General features: G+C 64.0%; 15 protein-coding genes. 6 read left to right on the forward strand and 9 right to left on the reverse strand.

What is annotated here, in order from left to right; all coding sequences use genetic code 11:
* Positions 1-227 precede the first annotated feature (227 nt).
* A complete protein-coding gene (locus AC1L6K_RS02075; RefSeq protein WP_480951092.1) occupies positions 228-1,652 on the forward strand; it encodes a DUF2079 domain-containing protein in 1,425 nt (474 codons plus the stop codon).
* A gap of 91 nt (positions 1,653-1,743) precedes the next feature.
* Here AC1L6K_RS02075 and AC1L6K_RS02080 read toward each other — a convergent pair whose 3' ends face one another.
* The 3 genes from AC1L6K_RS02080 to AC1L6K_RS02090 form a co-directional block, all read right to left on the reverse strand.
* Positions 1,744-2,445 (reverse strand): biliverdin-producing heme oxygenase, encoded by a 702-nt coding sequence (locus AC1L6K_RS02080; RefSeq protein WP_480951093.1) that lies wholly within the window; start codon positions 2,443-2,445, stop codon positions 1,744-1,746.
* A gap of 108 nt (positions 2,446-2,553) precedes the next feature.
* Positions 2,554-3,828 (reverse strand): MFS transporter, encoded by a 1,275-nt coding sequence (locus AC1L6K_RS02085; protein WP_480951094.1) that lies wholly within the window; start codon positions 3,826-3,828, stop codon positions 2,554-2,556.
* Positions 3,829-3,882: 54 nt separating this feature from the next.
* Positions 3,883-4,935: a Gfo/Idh/MocA family protein gene (locus AC1L6K_RS02090; protein ID WP_480951095.1), complete on the reverse strand. Its 1,053-nt coding sequence runs from the start codon at positions 4,933-4,935 to the stop codon at positions 3,883-3,885.
* A 34-nt stretch (positions 4,936-4,969) separates the two neighbouring features.
* On the opposite strand from AC1L6K_RS02090, the gene AC1L6K_RS02095 reads away from it, so the two are divergent.
* The 4 genes from AC1L6K_RS02095 to AC1L6K_RS02110 all read left to right on the forward strand — a co-directional run bounded on the left by AC1L6K_RS02095 (position 4,970) and on the right by AC1L6K_RS02110 (position 8,488).
* Positions 4,970-5,356 carry a helix-turn-helix domain-containing protein gene (locus AC1L6K_RS02095; RefSeq protein WP_480951096.1) on the forward strand — a complete coding sequence of 129 codons (387 nt, stop codon included), beginning with the start codon at positions 4,970-4,972 and terminating at the stop codon, positions 5,354-5,356.
* Between the two features lie 139 nt (positions 5,357-5,495).
* A complete protein-coding gene (locus AC1L6K_RS02100) occupies positions 5,496-6,299 on the forward strand; it encodes an alpha/beta fold hydrolase (protein ID WP_480951097.1) in 804 nt (267 codons plus the stop codon).
* A gap of 159 nt (positions 6,300-6,458) precedes the next feature.
* Positions 6,459-7,094 carry a GerMN domain-containing protein gene (locus AC1L6K_RS02105; RefSeq protein WP_480951098.1) on the forward strand — a complete coding sequence of 212 codons (636 nt, stop codon included), beginning with the start codon at positions 6,459-6,461 and terminating at the stop codon, positions 7,092-7,094.
* A gap of 59 nt (positions 7,095-7,153) precedes the next feature.
* Positions 7,154-8,488, forward strand: coding sequence for an aminotransferase-like domain-containing protein (locus AC1L6K_RS02110; RefSeq protein ID WP_480951099.1), 1,335 nt, complete (start codon positions 7,154-7,156; stop codon positions 8,486-8,488).
* Positions 8,489-8,611: 123 nt separating this feature from the next.
* Here AC1L6K_RS02110 and AC1L6K_RS02115 read toward each other — a convergent pair whose 3' ends face one another.
* The 4 genes from AC1L6K_RS02115 to AC1L6K_RS02130 all read right to left on the reverse strand — a co-directional run bounded on the left by AC1L6K_RS02115 (position 8,612) and on the right by AC1L6K_RS02130 (position 13,572).
* Entirely contained in the window at positions 8,612-10,027 is a 1,416-nt protein-coding gene (locus AC1L6K_RS02115; RefSeq protein WP_480951100.1) for a dihydrolipoamide acetyltransferase family protein, read from the reverse strand.
* 12 nt (positions 10,028-10,039) lie between these two features.
* Positions 10,040-11,014, reverse strand: a complete 975-nt coding sequence (locus AC1L6K_RS02120) for an alpha-ketoacid dehydrogenase subunit beta (protein WP_480951101.1) — start codon at positions 11,012-11,014, stop codon at positions 10,040-10,042.
* Complete coding sequence (gene pdhA, locus AC1L6K_RS02125) at positions 11,011-12,285, reverse strand: pyruvate dehydrogenase (acetyl-transferring) E1 component subunit alpha (protein ID WP_480951102.1); 1,275 nt, start codon at positions 12,283-12,285, stop codon at positions 11,011-11,013. The genes AC1L6K_RS02120 and pdhA overlap by 4 nt, the downstream gene beginning before the upstream one ends.
* Positions 12,286-12,450: 165 nt before the next feature.
* Entirely contained in the window at positions 12,451-13,572 is a 1,122-nt protein-coding gene (locus AC1L6K_RS02130) for a histidinol-phosphate transaminase (protein ID WP_480951103.1), read from the reverse strand.
* Between the two features lie 66 nt (positions 13,573-13,638).
* Between AC1L6K_RS02130 and AC1L6K_RS02135 the strand changes: the two genes are divergently transcribed.
* Positions 13,639-14,067 carry a phage holin family protein gene (locus tag AC1L6K_RS02135; RefSeq protein WP_480951104.1) on the forward strand — a complete coding sequence of 143 codons (429 nt, stop codon included), beginning with the start codon at positions 13,639-13,641 and terminating at the stop codon, positions 14,065-14,067.
* A gap of 29 nt (positions 14,068-14,096) precedes the next feature.
* Here the strand turns inward: AC1L6K_RS02135 and AC1L6K_RS02140 are convergent, their stop codons facing one another.
* Complete coding sequence (locus AC1L6K_RS02140) at positions 14,097-15,689, reverse strand: hypothetical protein (protein WP_480951105.1); 1,593 nt, start codon at positions 15,687-15,689, stop codon at positions 14,097-14,099.
* A gap of 92 nt (positions 15,690-15,781) precedes the next feature.
* Positions 15,782-16,177: a hypothetical protein gene (locus tag AC1L6K_RS02145; protein ID WP_480951106.1), complete on the reverse strand. Its 396-nt coding sequence runs from the start codon at positions 16,175-16,177 to the stop codon at positions 15,782-15,784.
* Between the last annotated feature and the right edge of the window lie 3 nt (positions 16,178-16,180).

A 16,180-nucleotide genomic window follows, 5' to 3' on the forward strand; every position in this document is an offset into this window, starting at 1 on the left:
GTGCCATTGTTTTCCCGCCGTGGTTTGCTTTTGCAGGAACGACGGCGGTTCTTGCGTTCCGGGGCGGTCGGCCTGGTTGGGCGCGTGCCCTGGCCTGGTTGGGCGCGTGCCCTGGCCTGGTTGGGCGCGTGCCCTGGCCTGGTTGGGCGCGTGCCCGATGAGCTGCCCGCGCCGGAATCGGATCACAATGCCCGACGTGCCACGTCCCGCGGCCTAGACTTTCCCTTGTGACCACACTGCAAAAAGATACTCCGCAAACCGGGGCCGGCCTGGGCCCCGTCAGCCCGCGGCGGCTGGCCGATATCAAGCATGCGGCCACAACCCCCCTGCTTCTGGCCAGCGTGGTGGGAGCCGTGGCCTTCAGCGTTTATGCGCTTTTCTCCTGGCTGCAGTGGCGGAGCTTTGCCATCCGCTCTTGGGATCTGGGCATCTTCACCCAGCTGGCCAAGGATTATGCCAATTTTCAGCCACCCATCGTGAGTATCAAAGGTGACGGTTACAACCTGCTTGGCGACCATTTCCACCCCATTCTGGTTCTGCTCGCACCCTTTTACCGCTTGTTTCCCAGCGCCTACACCCTGCTGGTCGTGCAGAATTTGCTGCTGGCCATCTCAGTGGTGGTCGCTTGCCATGTGGCAGTCAAGCGGCTTGGAAAGATCACCGGCGTTTGTGTCGGGCTTGCCTACGCCCTGAGCTGGGGACTGCAGTCGGCAGTCGATTCACAGTTCCACGAAGTTGCCTTTGCGGTGCCCATGCTGGCCTTTTCATTGGCGGCCCTGTTGGAGGAGCGGTGGCGTTCGGCATGGATTTGGGCGTCCCTGCTTGTCTTTGTCAAGGAGGACCTGGGCCTGACGGTCTTCGTCATCGGCCTGGTCCTGGCCCTGCGCTCCCGGTCTGCAGCAGGACTGTGGTTGTCGGCATGGGGTGTTGCCTGGTTTTTGCTGACCACCAAGGTCATCCTGCCGTCGATGAATCCCGGTGACCAGTGGGCCTACCAAAGCCAGCTGAACATCAGCGGACTGCTCAACGACCCGGGCTCGCTTTTCCACCCCGACAAGGTCGCCACGGTGCTGTTTCTGGTGGCCATCACGGCCGGGCTCGCCCTCTTCTCGCCCCTGACGCTGATCGTCCTGCCCACCCTGGCGTGGCGCTTCCTGTCGGACCTGCCTGTGTACTGGGGACAGGAATGGCAGTACAGCGCAGTGCTCATGCCTGTCGTCTTCTGCGCCGCCATTGATGCGCTCTCCCAACGAAGGGTGCTCAACTCCCGCCGCCTCAGGCTGCTCCTGGGAACGGGCATGCTGCTGATCTCACTTGTGCTGACGAGCCAGTATGCCTTTGGGAAGCTGTCCGACCCCGACAGGAATTTCCCGCTCACCACAGTCCAATCCTCGGAGAACGCCCTGGCTGCGGTGCCCGACGGCGTGACAGTTGAGACCGACATCTCGCTGATGAGCTACCTGACCGATCGCACCGAGGTGTATTGGATCGGCAACCAAAATCCCGCGCCCGACTACGTGCTGATCGACGTCTCGGCCCGCCCCGGTGTGTCAGCCACGGCGGCCGCCACCGAGGCCGAGCAGCGCTTTCAGGGCACTCGCTTCGTCACAGTTTTCGCCGACGCCCGCTATCAGGTGGCTCGACGGCAGTAGCCATGCCGGGCACCCAACCATGGACGACGGCGGCACCTGGCTCCCACCGTCGTCCATGGGCTTGCAGGTGGTTGGCTTGCGCCGCTGTTCGCTAGGCCGCCAGGGCACCTGCGCGGGCGGCAGCCAGGTCGACAAAGACTGCGCGGTTGAGCTCAAAGGACTCGGCAGCGAACCCAAGGATCGCGTCCTTCTGTGCACGGCTGAAGTCAGTGCCGTCCAGGAGTTCACGGTAGGCATCCTTGTACGGCTTGGGCTTGGCGATCTCTTTGAATGCGTAGAAATTCAGGCCTTCATCGGCCACGTCGTAGTGGCGTTGGACCATCCGGGAGATGATCAGCCCACCCGAGAGGTCGCCCATGTAGCGCACATAATGGTGGGCCAGCAGGAACTCGATGGAATCGCGCCCCAACGTCGCCAGGGCGTCCGCATAGGCGACAGTGGCCGGCACGATCACTATGCTTCCGTCGGCCAGTTGCGTTTCCCAATCCGCACCGTGGTGGTGGGCCATGTCAGCCTCCAAGGCAGACACGCGTGCCAGCTTGGGATCGATGAAGGCACCCAACTGGGCGTGGTCGGCATGGGCCGCAAGGGCGGTTTCCAGCGCACGGTAGATAACCAGGCTCTGGTCCAGCAGGCTCACGAGTGCCGCAGCGTCCAAGGCGCCAGCCATCAGAGCAGCCACGAAACTGGATTCTTCGGCAGCGGCGTGGGCTGCCGCGGTGTGGGATTTAAGCTCCTGCGACAGCGCGGCGGGCGACTCAGGCAAAACGGATTCAACTGCGTGTGCTGGCATGACTCACTCCATGATTAGGTAAAGGTAACCTTAGCTAATCAAGGTTGGTGACACTGTGTCAAGGGCTTGTTGACAGGGTGTCACTGATTTTCATGTCCACTTGCCGCCCTAATCCACGCTCTTGATCTTCACCACAAAGACGGCCCCCAGCAGGCCGATGACTGCCGCAACCACATAGAGCGTCACGTAGCCGCCGAAAATGGCGACGAGCGGCCAGGCGATGATTGGCGCAATGACCTGTGGCAGTGAGTTCGCCACGTTGATCACGCCCATGTCCTTGCCCCGGCTCACCGCTGACGGCAGCACTTGGGTCAGCAGGGCAAAGTCCACCGCCAGATAAACGCCGTAACCTATGCCCAGGACGGCGGACCCCAGGAGCGCGCCGGTCCAGGTCGGGAAGAATGCCAGAATCAGTGCTGCCAAGGCGATGATGGCCGACGACGCAATGACAAATGGCTTGCGCTTGCCCACCCTGTCGGTCCATCGTCCGCCAATCACAGCGGTGATCAAGGTCAGGACGGCGTAGACGCCGGTGAGGATCAAGACCCCGAATTCCGGGTTTTCAAAACCCACCGCGTCGGTCAGGAAGAACAGCAGGTACAAGGTCACCAGGTGGTTTCCGACATTGACAAGGAACCTGGTGATCCACGCCCACGCAAAGTCGGGATAAAGTCGCGGGGAGATCCAAAAACCCTTGACAAAATTTGGCCAGGTAAAGGGCGGTTTGTCTTTTGCGCTGAGCACCGGGTCGTTGGCCAGGAACAGGTACGGCACCATGCCGGCCACCAGCGCCACGGCGCAGATGATGAACCCGAGCGAATAATTCCCTGCCACGACGGCAGCAATGGCAGCGCCCACAAGGATCCCGGCCACCGTTCCCATCGAGGCCAGCCCGCCTATGGTGCCGCGTTGCCGCACGGGAACCTGGTCGGGGATGGCAGCCGTGGTGGCGGCAAGTGCGCCGTTGGCCCCCAGTTGCACAAGGCACCACAGCAAGGCCATGGCGGCAACAGTTGGAGCACCCGCCAGCCCGATCAGGCCGATGGTTCCCAGCAGCGCGCCAATGAACACCCACGGCACCCTGCGGCCAAACCGCGACGTTGTCCTGTCGCTGAAGGTGCCAAAAAGCGGGTTGGCAACGAGGGAGACCGCGGCGCCGGCCCCCGTGACCAACGCCAGGATGCCTTCCTTGTCAGCCTCGCTGAAGTCGGCGGCCTGCTGTCCCAGTAAAACCTGGATGGGCCCAAAGAATGCGGCGTTGATGCCGACATTGACCACGACGATTGAGGTCGTCCACCGATGGCGCACGTTGACTGTTGGCTCAGCCAAGGCCAAACCGCCAGGTTGTTGTTGAAGGAACTCCTCGGAGTCTTTTTGGGTCACAGTGGCGTCAGCCTTCCCCGCTAGTTACCTGGCCACACTATTCTCCGCCCCAGCTTACGCGTCGGCGCGGGCTGCTTCGCGGCTATGCCGGACTTGCTCAATGATGCGCAGTGCGGCCACCGAATCCGCCGGGTCAACCGGCACGGGGGCGCCTTCAAGCACTGCCGCGGCCAGCAGTTCATAGAATTGGGTGAAATTGCCGCGCAGGGTGGGTACCGGCACCGTGTCCCCGTCGCGGCCAACCGACCCCCAGCCCTCGGCGGGGTCAACCCCGTAGGCAGGGTCACCGGGCAGGATGCCGGCCTGGATCTGGCTTTCCTGGACGTCGGCAGTTTGCTTCACATACGCCGCCTCCGACCCCAGGACACGCAGCCGGGGACCCTTCTGTGCGACGCTGAGATTCATCCACAGGTGCGAAATCACACCGCTGACATGCTCAAGTGCCACGAATACGTCGTCGTCGGCCAATTCGACGGGGCGCCTTGCCGCAAGTTCGCCATAGACACCTGCCACCGGCCCAAACAGCTGCAACGCTTGATCTATGAGGTGCGTGCCAAGATCGAAAAGCAATCCGCCCCCGTCAGCCACAGTGGCTTGGGCCTTCCATTCCTTCGTGATAGCCGGCTGCCAGCGCTCAAGCCGGGACTCAAATCTGCGCACTTCACCGAGCGCGCCTTCGGCCAGCAGTTTCTGCAGGGTCAAATACTCCCCGTCCCAACGCCTGTTTTGGTAAGTGGTGAGAATTTGCCCGCGCTCCCCGGCCAGGGCAATCAAGGCATCCCCCTCGGCGCTTGTCAGCGCAAAAGGTTTATCTACAACAACTGCGCACCCGGCTTCAATCGCCATGGTGGCCAGGGGAACATGCGTTGCGGGCGGCGTCCCCACCACGACCAGGTCGATGTTTTCATGGCTTCCGGCCCGGGCCCACTCCTGCCGGGTGAGCACCGCGGCGTCCGGGTGGGCGGCCCTTGCCGCGGCTTGGCGCTCCGGATCCGAGGTCACAATCACGTCCAGGCTGAACTGCTCCAGCGAAGCCATCGACGGTGCATGAAAAACACTGCCCGCCAGGCCGAAACCCAAGAGTGCGGTACGGATTTTTGGTGTCATGGAACTTACCTTAGCCCGGGCTACCATTTGTTCCATGACATTACATGCCCCGAGAGTCAGCACCCCCCTGGAACCCGCCGAACAAGCAGTCCTGGCCCGCACACTCACAGGCGGCGACGATGTGACGGTGTTTGTGGATGGGACGGCACACCGCCTGGGCAGCAGCGCCCGGGAGGCTGTGCTGGACCTGCTGCACCGGCTCTCCCGCGGGGACGCAGTCAGCGTGGCCAGCGTGGCCGATTTGCTCACCACATCCCAGGCAGCCGAGTTGGCGGGAATCTCCCACACCTTCCTGCGCAACCTCACGGACAGGGGCGAGGTCGCCGTCGAATACCGCGGCTCCCACAGGCGCATTCGACGCCAGGACATCATGTCCTGGCTGGCGTCCCAAAAGGACCCCACCCAAACCACTGGCGAATAGGCCGGCCCACCCGTTGGATGTGCACCGCGTGCCAGTGCCTGTCATGTCCTGCAGCAGGCCGGGACAAGGCCATGGACACGCGGAGCGCGCGGAGGTAGCGTCTTTTTGTATCCAGGCGTGAACCGGGCAAGGAGCAATCATGAGCAGCTATGTGACGTCAACCGACGGAACCCGCATTGCCTACGACTCCCAAGGCGCGGGTCCGCCGGTCATTCTTGTTGCCGGAGCCATGCAATTCCGGGCCTTTGACCCCACAACGTCGGAGATGGGCGCACTGCTGGCCGCGGAGGGCTTTACCGTCATCAACTTTGACAGGCGTGGCCGAGGTGAAAGTGCAGCAGCGCCGTCGTTCACGCTGGCAGACACGGTCGAAGATCTGCGTGCACTCATTGACATGGCGGGTGCCCCGGTTGCCCTGGTGGGGAACTCGTCCGGCGGTGCCATCAGCCTGGCGGCCGCCGCTGCGGGTCTCGATGTCTCGGAATTGGTGCTCTTTGAGGTGCCGCTGCGGGAAGAGTTGGGCAGTGACGGGGCCGAATTTGCGGCGGGCCTGCGCGAAAAAATTGCCAACGGAACCCCTGCTGAGGTCATTGAATACTTTATGAAGGACATGCCGGCGGAGTGGCTGGACGGAGCACGCCACGGTCCGGGCTGGCCGGTCATGACGGCCATGGGGCCGTCGCTGGACGCGGATGCCGAGTCTCTTGCATGGACCCAGTCAGCTCCTCGAGCCAAACTCTTTTCCGGCATCGGGGCACGCACCCTGGCCTTGGTTGGGGAGCAGACATTGCCGATCATGCCGCCAGCCGCCGAATCCATCGCCGCCAACGTCCCCCGGGGCTCGCATGCAACCATCCCCGCGGCCAACCACAGTTGGGAGCCCGCTGTCCTGGCGGAGCGCACAGCCCTGTTCCTGAAGGAAGCGAACGCCACGGCAAGTTAAACACGCGGGCCTTGATGCCCGCCGTGACCTGCCTGCGACGAGGTTGCGATTGCACCCGCATTGACCACAGGCCCTTTCTGCGTGCCCAGTTCCCCCGTAGCGTTATGTCATGGAACATTTCGGTTCCCACATGCACTGCGGGAGGTAGCCATGCCCAGCATGAGCAGGTCTTCAATCCTGGCCCTGGTGGCCGGTGCGGCCTTGATTCTGGGCGGGGCCGGCTGCGCGGCACGCGCACCCGCCGGCGCACAGCCGGGCCCGACCGTGCCCGCGGCCTCCGCCGCCAGCACCCCGACGGGTGGTGGGCCCACGGCGGCGAGCCCGGTTCCGGCGTCGACCACGGCTGAACTCCCGGCAACGACCGTCGACAGCGGACCAACGGTGCTGCCCACCAGTGCTTCGGTGACCACGTTCTACATTGCCGAGGGCGACGGCGGCATATCGGGCCCGTCCTTTGGCTGCGGCGACAGCGCCGTGGCCGTGACGAGTCCCGCCATCAGCTTCACCGACCCCGTCGAGGCCGCATTTCGGACCCTGCTGGAAAACAAGGTCTTGGAAGTTGGCCAGTCTGGATTGCGGAATGCGCTGTGGCAGTCGGATCTCAGTGTGAAGTCAGTCGACAGGTCCGGGCCAACCCTCACTGTGAACCTTGAGGGCACCCTGAGGCTGGCCGGCGAGTGCGACATTCCGCGGGCGCAGATCCAACTTGTGCTCACAGGCCAGCAGGCTGCAGGCGTCCCGGTTGAAATTATGGTCAACGGAGAACTGCTGGCTGACGCCCTGAGCCTGAAATGAAACACACTCTGGAAAAACTTTTGATGCCTATTTAGCAACAGTGGTTATATCCTGAGGAGGTGAACACTCCAGACCCAGGCGCCAATGCAGCCGCCGACATACTGTCCGAAGAAGCCGTCGACGCCCTGGCCAGGGCCCAAAGCAGCGCCGCACCCACTGCCGGCGGCACAACCGGCGCCGCCGGCCACAGGCATGACGCCCTGTTGTCGGCACGCGCCGCCAACATCAAGCAGTCCGCGGTGCGTGACGTGTTTGAAATTTCAATGCAGCCGGGCCTCGTGTCACTCGCCGGCGGCAACCCCTACCTGCAGTCCCTGCCGCTGGAACGCCTGGCCACCACTGCCGCCACGATCATTGCGGATCACGGCCTGGAGGCGCTGCAATATGGCGGCGGCCAGGGCACCCTGGAACTGCGCACCCAAATTTGTGCCGTCATGGCCGCGGAAGGCATCCTTGACGCGGATCCCGACAACGTCGTGATCACAGCAGGCTCCCAGTCCGCCCAGGATGTTGCCGCCAAGGTCTTTTGCGATCCCGGCGACGTGATCCTGCTCGAGGACCCCACCTACGTTGGTGCCCTGAACACCTTTGAGGCCTACGAGGTCGACGTCAGGCCGGTCGCCGGCGACGAACACGGCATCATCCCCTCACAGCTGCGCAGCACCATCGCCGGCCTGCAGGCCGAGGGCAAGCGGATCAAGTTGTTGTACACGATCCCGAATTTCAACAACCCGTCCGGCGTGATGCTGGCTCCGGAGCGTCGGCAGGAAATTGTCGACATATGCCGTGAAGCGAATATTTTGGTCCTGGAAGACAACCCTTACGGGCTGTTGAAGTTCGACGGCGTCCTGCCGGAGCCATTGCGCGCATCCAACCCGGAGGACGTGCTGTACCTGGGCTCATTTTCCAAGATCTTTGCCCCGGGCCTGCGCCTTGGCTGGGCCCTGGTGCCGGCACACTTGAAGCAGCGCTACTACCTGGCCAGCGAAGCCGTGACGCTGTGCCCGCCCACGTTCAACCAGCTGCTCGTCAGCGACTACCTGCGCAATTACGACTGGCAGGGGCAGATCAGCACCTACCGTGCGCTGTATGCGGAGCGCTGCGCGGCACTGCTGGGGGCTCTCGAGGAGTACATGCCTGCCGGCGTCACCTGGACCCGGCCGGAAGGCGGCTTCTTTGTGTGGCTCACCCTGCCCGAGGGCATCGACACCTATCCGCTGCTGTACACGGGAATCGACGCCGGCGTGGTTTTTGTCCCGGGCGCCGCGTTTTCCGCCGCCGAAGGTCCCAGCAACAAGCTGCGCCTGGCCTTCAGCGCCGTCCCCCCTGCGGAGCTCCGCGAAGGCGTCAAACGCCTGGCCCCGGTTTTGGCCAAGGCGGTCGCCGAGGCGTAAGCCCGGGCCATCGCGCCGGCCCGCCCACCCCTCACTAAGCAACTAGCCCGCAGTTGTGGTTGCTGAATCAATCAAAAATGATTGATTCAGCAACCACAACTGCGGGCTACTTGGAAAGGGCTGTCAGTCGAGCAGCAGTGCGGGCTCCTCCATGATCGCCGCCACGTCGGCCATGAAGCGGGCCGACAGGTCGCCGTCGACCACGCGGTGGTCAAAGGAGCCGCCCAGGGTCGTGATCCAGCGTGGAATGACCTCGCCATCCAACACCCAGGGCTTTTGCTTGATCGTGCCAAAGGCGACGATCGCCACCTCACCCGGGTTGATGATGGGCGTCCCGGTGTCGATGCCCAGCGCGCCGATGTTCGTCACCGTCAGCGAACCGCCCTGCATGTCAGCCGGCTGGGTCTTGCCCGCCCGCGCCGTCGTGGCCAAGGAATTCAACGCAATGGCCAGCTCCTTCAACGACAGCTCCTGCGCGTCCTTGATGTTCGGCACCATGAGCCCGCGCGGGGTGGCGGCGGCAATCCCCAAATTCATGAAGTGCTTGATGATGATCTCATCGCCCGTCCAGGTCGCATTGACCGACGGGTTGCGGGCGGCCGCCCAAATGACGGCCTTGGCCAGGATCAGCAGGGGCGAGACCTTGATGCCCTCAAAGTCGCGCGACACCTTCAACCGCTTCACAAATTCCATCGTGCGCGATGCGTCAACGTCGACGAAAATGCTCACATGCGGAGCCGAGAACGCACTCTCCACCATGGCCTTCGCCGTTGCCTTGCGCACGCCCTTGACCTTGATGCGCTCAATGCGTGGATCATCGGCGAGCCCGGTTCCGGTGGCCGGCGACCAGAACGTGCCCGCGCCGTCGTGCTCGGCCGTGCGCTGGTCCTGGTAGCTCAGCAGGTCCTTCTTGGTCACCTCGCCGCGCAGGCCGGTCGCGGACACCTCCCTCAGGTCAATGCCGAGGTCCTTTGCGGCCTTGCGGACAGGAGGTTTGGCCAGCACGCGGTTCGCCTTGGCCACCATGCGTCCGGCCGTGGCTGCCGCCTTGGCGATCATGTTCGACGCCGAATCCTGGGCAACTGCCTTCCCGGCGGAGGGTGCCGCAACAGCGGGCGCGGCCGGTGCCGGCTGTGCGGCGGGGGCCGCCACAGGGGCCGGGGCGGGTGCTGCAGCAACCCGTGGACGGCGCTTGACGGCGTCGGCCTTGGGACCGGAGCCCACCAACGGCTTCATCACCTCGGCCGCTGCTTCCTCGGGAGCTGCGGGTGCTGCAGGGGCAGCCGGGGCAGAAACCTCGGAGCCAATGGCAATGATGGGTGTGCCCACCTCCACCGTGTCGCCCTCGGCCACCATCAGTTGGGCCACCATCCCCGCGTAGGGCGAGGGCAACTCAACGATGGACTTGGCGGTTTCAATCTCCACAATGACGTCGTTGATGGCAACAATGTCGCCAAGCTTGACCTTCCAGGAGACTATTTCAGCCTCGGTCAGGCCTTCGCCGACGTCGGGCAGATTGAATAGGTTCAGGGTCGACATGGTGCGGCCTTCCTAGTATGCGAAGGCGCGGTCCAACGCCTCCAGCATGCGGTCAATGTCCGGGAGGTAGTGCTCTTCGACGCGGGCCACCGGGTAGGGCATGTGGAAGCCGCCCACGCGGATGGCGGGTGCCTCGAGTGAGTAAAAGCAGCGTTCGCTGATGCGGGCGGCTATTTCGCCGCCGATGCCGCCAAAGGTGGGCGCTTCGTGGGCCACGACCAGCCGTCCGGTCTTGTTCACGGACGCTTCCACGGTGTCAAAGTCGATCGGCGAGATGGAACGCAGGTCGATAACCTCAACACTGTGGCCGTCCTCGGCTGCGGCGTTGGCCGCAGCCAGTGCCACGGGAACGAGCGGGCCGTAGGCCACAAGGGTCGCGTCGGCGCCTTCACGCACCACATGGGCCTTGAACGGATCGCCGGGAGAGTTCTCGGTGTCAACCTCGCCCTTGAGCCAGTAGCGGCGCTTGGGTTCAAAGAAGATCACCGGGTCCTTGCACTGAACGGCCTGCTGGATCATCCAGTAGGCGTCGTTGGCGTTGGAGGGGGTGATGATGCGCAGCCCCGGGGTGTGGGCGAACAGCGCTTCAGGTGATTCGGAGTGGTGCTCGATGGAGCCAATGCCGCCCCCGTAGGGGATGCGGATGACGACCGGGGCACTGAGCTGGCCGTCGGTGCGGGTGTGGATTTTTGCCAGCTGCGTCGTGATCTGGTTGAAGGCAGGGAACACAAAGCCGTCGAACTGGATCTCACAAATGGGCCGGTGTCCGCGCAGGGCCATGCCGATCGCGGTGCCGATGATGCCCGATTCAGCCAGCGGAGTGTCCATTACCCGGTGGGCACCAAATTCCTTCTTCAGGCCTTCGGTGACGCGGTATACCCCGCCAAGGGAACCGATGTCCTCGCCCATGAGGAAGCTTTTGGGGTCGCCTGCCAAGGTGGCCCGCAGGCCCTCGGTGATGGCCTTCGCCATTGTCATCGTGCTCATGCGGCACCGCCCTGCGTCTCGGAATTCTGCGTTCCGGCATCGGTAAAGGACGCCTCGTATTTTTCGAACCAGGCAAGCTCTTCGGCCACCAGCGGGTGGGCCTCGGCGTAAACGGTGGCAAATTTTTGGCGGATGTCCGCACCGCCCATCGCCAGCGTCGCCTTCCGGACGTGGGCAGCGAGCTCGTCGCCGTCGTTCTTCACCTGTTCAAAGAACGCGTCGTCGGCCAGGTTCACGGCCCGCAGGTGCTTTTCCAGGCGCTGCAGGGGATCCTTTGCCTTCCAGGCTTCCTCTTCCGCGTTCAGGCGGTACTTGGTGGGGTCGTCGGCAGTTGTGTGGGCGCCCACCCGGTAGGTGGAGGCCTCGATCAGCACGGGACCATGGCCGTTGCGGGCATGCTCGAGCGCCCACTGGGTCACCGCATAGACGGCCAGGACGTCGTTGCCGTCGACCCGGATGCCGGGAATGCCGTAGCCGCCGGCGCGGTTGACAAGCGGAATCCGGGACTGGACCTCGAAGGGAACCGAGATGGCCCAGTTGTTGTTTTGGCAAAAGAACACCACAGGCGCGTCGTAGGAGGCGGCGAAAACCATCGACTCGTGGACGTCTCCCTCGCTGCTGGCCCCGTCACCAAAATAGGCCACGACGGCGGCCGGCTCGGTTGCGGGATCGGCCGCAACGTCGCGGGAGATGCCCATGGCGTAGCCGACAGCGTGCAGTGTCTGCGCGGCGAGCACCAGGGTGTAGAGGTGGAAATTCGTCTCGCGGGGATCCCAGCCGCCATTGGAAATGCCGCGGAAGAGCTTGAGCAGATCGGCCAGGTCCAGTCCGCGCGTCAACGCCACACCGTGTTCGCGGTAGGTGGGGAACGCGTAGTCAGCCTTGTTCATGGCACGGCCGGAACCAATTTGGGCGGCCTCCTGGCCAACGACGGGGACCCAGAGGGCAAGTTCACCCTGGCGCTGCAGGGCTGTTGCCTCGGTGTCAAAGCGGCGGACAATGGCCATGTCGCGGTAAAAACCGCGCAGGGCATCAGCACCCAGCGCCTGGATGTAAGGGCTGAACGTGGCGTCGTGGTGGGTCGTCCCGTGCTCGTCGAGGAGCTGGACGGCCTCGTTCGGTCCCACCGCCGTGGTCCGCAAAACCCCGACGGATTCCCCTGCCTGCGGGCGCGCTGGTGCTTCCGCACCGGGGCTGGCCGGGCCGGCTGAAGCGGCGGCGCTTGCCCCTGCAACGGATGAACCACTGGCAGCGTGTTGGGTGACGCCCATGCTGTCTCCTCGTCTGCCGGACTCCAGTGGCGGCAAGCGCCCCGTCCCGACTCGTTGCTGTCGATATATGCCATCACGGGAATGCATTCCCTGTGGTGCATATATATACGTTTTCGATTTACAACTGTATCGGTACAGGGTGGCAAACCACGCCTTTGTTAACCGCTAGGAACGCCGCGGCGGTTTTGTATAGGACGCACAGATCTCAAGGAAGCGGCTGTTGGCCGCCGCCTCGCCGATGGTGACGCGGACACCCTCGTCGCCAAAGGCCCGCAGGGACAGGGCATGGCGCTGGGCCAACGCCGCAAACTCTTGGCTGTCGGCACCAAGCGCCAGCCAGAGGAAGTTCCCCTGGGCATCCGGAACTTCCCACCCCAACTCGTCCAGTCCGGCCAGGACGCGTGTGCGCTCATCCACGAGGCTTTGTACCCTTTCCACAACCTGCCCATAATGTTCCAGCGAGGTGACGGCGGCTTGTTCGGCGATGCCCGAGACGGCAAACGGTGTTGCCGCGGCCCGGAGGTACCGGGTGATCTCCGGCTGGGAAAGTGAATAACCAACACGCAGGCCGGCGAGGCCGTGCGCCTTGGAGAATGTCCGCAGCACCATCACGTTGGGGTGCTTGCGGTACAGGTCAACCCCGTTGACTGCGTTGCCGGCCCGGACAAACTCCTGGTAGGCCTCATCGATGACAATGACCACATTCGAGGGGACGGAATTGATGAAATCCTCGGTCTCCTGCGAGCGCAGCGCGGGTCCTGTGGGGTTGTTTGGCGTGCACAGCAAAATAACCTTGGTGCGCCCGGTGACTGCTGCTGCCATGGCGGCAAGGTCGTGGCCGCCGTCGGCACGGACGGGCACTTGGACGCTCCTGGCGCCTGCAAGTCCCACGCAGATCGGGTATGCCTCAAAGGACCGCCAGGCGTAAATCACTTCATCTTGGCCGCCGTCGTCGTTTTGGCCTGAGAATGCGGCCAGGATCTGGTTCAGCGCGCCCAGGCTTCCCGCCCCGGTGACGATGTCGTCGGCGGGGACGTCGAGGAAGATGGAGAGCGCCGTGCGCAAGAGCGTGCAGCTGGTGTCCGGGTAGCGGTGCACCTCAATCTCGCCGTGCAGCATGTCAAGCACGGCGGGCACCGGACCCAGCGGATTTTCGTTGGAGGACAGCTTGAAACTCTCAAGTCCGGGCACAGCTTCCGGCGGCTTGCCTGCAGCGTATTTGGGCAGGCGGCCCACAACGGGGCGCGGCTGAACGCCGGATGGCACGGTGCTGTTTGTCTCAGTCATGCATCAAGCTTAAGCCAGCACACGCGGCACCGGTTCCCGGGAGATGGAATGTGAAACTATGGCTACATGCTAAGAATCGTTATTCAAGTTGTGGTCAATGCCGTTGCGCTATGGGTGGCCAGCTGGGTCCTGCCCGGGATGTACATTGCGTCAACCTCAATTGTCGGCACCGACGTGGCCGGCTCGGCAGGCACTGCCAACGTCATCAACACGGTTTTGGCGTACCTGTTCGTCGGCCTGGTTTTTGGTGTGGTCAACGCCCTGGTCAAACCCATCGTGAAGCTGCTCTCGCTTCCTGTGACGATTTTGACCCTTGGCCTGTTCACCATCGTCATCAATGCCGCCATGTTGTGGCTGACGGCCTGGGTGAGCACCTTCACGCCGGTGCAGTTCACCATCGACGATTTCTTCTGGACGGCAATCCTGGCCGCCTTGATCATCAGCGTCGTCTCCATGATTGCCGGCAATCTGGGCAAGTCGTCCTCACGCCGCTGAGGCACTGAGGCGCTAACGGACTGGCACGTTCACCGGATGCCGAGCCGGTAGCGGTCCGGGCCCGGGCCCTGGTTCTGGCCGCGGGGCTGCGTCCCTGTGAGGCCGGGCTTGCGTTTGGGTTTGGAGGCGTTGTTCACGTCGCGCCCTTGAAAAACCCATTTGCTCCCGCCAACGACAGCCCCCGCCACGCCGACCCCCAGGAAATTTCTCAGGGTATCCCGTGACGCAGCCACGGCAGGGTCGTCACTTTGGTCAAGCACCACCGCATCCTTGACGTAGTTGTCCATCGAGTGGGCATCACCCAAAAACTCGCCCAGGCCGCCGCCTCCGGCCACGGCTGGTCGGTGGGAGGTGACTGTCACCCAATTCCTTGACGGTGCCGGCGGGCCATAGTCCGCCGCGGTGACAATGTCATTCTCATTTTGCAGATCCAGCACCGCGATCCCGTCGCCCACCCCGGAATTCTTCGCCGGGGATCCCGCAATGACGATCATCTTCACATTCACATCAGCCAAAAAGGCCGGGTCGGCCGCAGCGGCAGCTGCGTGGATGCCGCCCCCGCTGTGCCCGGTCAGCAGCACGTCCTCACCGGGCAGGGCGCCCGAACTCGCAAGCGCAGCCTTGATCAGCTGCTGGACCAGCACCTCTTGTTGCTTGAATTCTTCCCGCCGGGCCGCCGTCAGCCCCTCCAGGTTGCCTTCCATGTCAAAAGGGTTCGAACTGTCGACGGTGGACCAGTCTTCGGTCCCCGGCAGGTGAACCACCCACGCGTTCGTCCCGTCCGGCCGCTCGACCCGCACCACACCGATGGAACCGGGCGGGTACTTATAGGCCTCGTTGCTGCCATCGAGCATGCCCCGGATGCTGGCTTCCACCCTCCAAGGTTCACCGCCGGGGGACGTCGCATGGCCAGGCGGGTAATACTTGGCATTGGCCGGATCCCATTCCTGGGCCGGAACCTGCCGCACGGTGAGGTGCCCGGACATGGACAGCTCCGTTGCGTCGAGAAATTTTCGCAGGAGGAACGCCGGCCGCACACCAGCCGTGTCTGCATCTTTTCTACCCGCGGCGGAAAGCAGGTACATCATGGCAGTCCCCGGCCCCAGGGCGCCTGCGGCGTAAGCGCCGCCCTGCCGCAGCACTTGTTCAACAGCGTCCCGCAGCCCGTCACGTTTGGCCGTTTTCAGCATTTCAATGATGTCTGCGCCAAATTTCGCCGGAGCCAGCGGTCCCCATGACCACGCGCCCAGACCCTCCCCCAGCATCGTCGCCCTGTCGGCATTGGCCAGGATGTTGGCGTTGCGCGCCTCGGTCTCGGCATAGTTGGCCCCGGCCTGAGCAGCGTTGCTGGCCAGCCTCGTGACGCCTCCCTGCAGGCCCATGCACTGCCACAAGGCGGCCCGCATGGCCTCCAAGCCGGCGATCGGGTAGACGGCCGCACCTCTTGCGGCCTCACCCAGCCACACCCATTCCGACCGCAGCCGGTCTGTCAAGGGATCCATGAGCCGGGCGATCCTGTGCAGCACGACGGCCGCCTCGGTAATTTCAGCCACGGTGCAGCTGATGGAACCAGCACCGCCCGCGGACGTAAACGTGGTCCCGCCCCTCGAGTCATCCACCATGCCGGCCCTCCTGCTTCCTCGTCCCTGACAAACAATTCCGAACCCCGGCCACAGCCCCAACCCCGGCCACAATCCCGCACCCATTCCCGCGCCTAGAAATTGGGCCACCCCCTGCCCGCCCCGATGGTGCCGCCCCAGGCGGGGGCGAATCCCGGGTTCATCGCCCGGTCCGGGCCGGCAGCTGCGCCGGAGTCGGCAGCAACACGCAGGTACGCCGCGTAGCTGCCGAGCTCAGCCACGGCAGTCTCCACCCGCCTCCCGGCCGCCGCGAATTCTGCATCGCTGTCGGCCAGCGACGTGCGGAACGCAGCGGCTGCGGCCGAGTTCCAGTCGACACTGTCCAGTCCGCACAATTGCAAGCGCAGGGCCTCAAGATCCCGGGACACACCCGACAACCGTTCGGCCACCACCAACACCGATTCGGCCGACGGTCCTGCCGTGGCAGCCGTCCCGGGCAAATCTGCGGCAAACCCTCCTGGGCAGCTCATGGA

The organism is Specibacter sp. BI4 (assembly GCF_056680095.1).

Bases quoted from the DNA above. Each gene is read 5' to 3' on its own strand.
- AC1L6K_RS02140 (WP_480951105.1), bottom strand. From the start codon at position 15,689: ATGGTGGATGACTCGAGGGGCGGGACCACGTTTACGTCCGCGGGCGGT.
- AC1L6K_RS02145 (WP_480951106.1), bottom strand. From the start codon at position 16,177: ATGAGCTGCCCAGGAGGGTTTGCCGCAGATTTGCCCGGGACGGCTGCC.
- AC1L6K_RS02090 (WP_480951095.1), bottom strand. From the start codon at position 4,935: ATGACACCAAAAATCCGTACCGCACTCTTGGGTTTCGGCCTGGCGGGC.
- AC1L6K_RS02095 (WP_480951096.1), top strand. From the start codon at position 4,970: ATGACATTACATGCCCCGAGAGTCAGCACCCCCCTGGAACCCGCCGAA.
- AC1L6K_RS02115 (WP_480951100.1), bottom strand. From the start codon at position 10,027: ATGTCGACCCTGAACCTATTCAATCTGCCCGACGTCGGCGAAGGCCTG.
- AC1L6K_RS02130 (WP_480951103.1), bottom strand. From the start codon at position 13,572: ATGACTGAGACAAACAGCACCGTGCCATCCGGCGTTCAGCCGCGCCCC.
- AC1L6K_RS02100 (WP_480951097.1), top strand. From the start codon at position 5,496: ATGAGCAGCTATGTGACGTCAACCGACGGAACCCGCATTGCCTACGAC.
- AC1L6K_RS02120 (WP_480951101.1), bottom strand. From the start codon at position 11,014: ATGAGCACGATGACAATGGCGAAGGCCATCACCGAGGGCCTGCGGGCC.
- AC1L6K_RS02135 (WP_480951104.1), top strand. From the start codon at position 13,639: ATGCTAAGAATCGTTATTCAAGTTGTGGTCAATGCCGTTGCGCTATGG.
- AC1L6K_RS02080 (WP_480951093.1), bottom strand. From the start codon at position 2,445: ATGCCAGCACACGCAGTTGAATCCGTTTTGCCTGAGTCGCCCGCCGCG.
- AC1L6K_RS02105 (WP_480951098.1), top strand. From the start codon at position 6,459: ATGAGCAGGTCTTCAATCCTGGCCCTGGTGGCCGGTGCGGCCTTGATT.
- pdhA (WP_480951102.1), bottom strand. From the start codon at position 12,285: ATGGGCGTCACCCAACACGCTGCCAGTGGTTCATCCGTTGCAGGGGCA.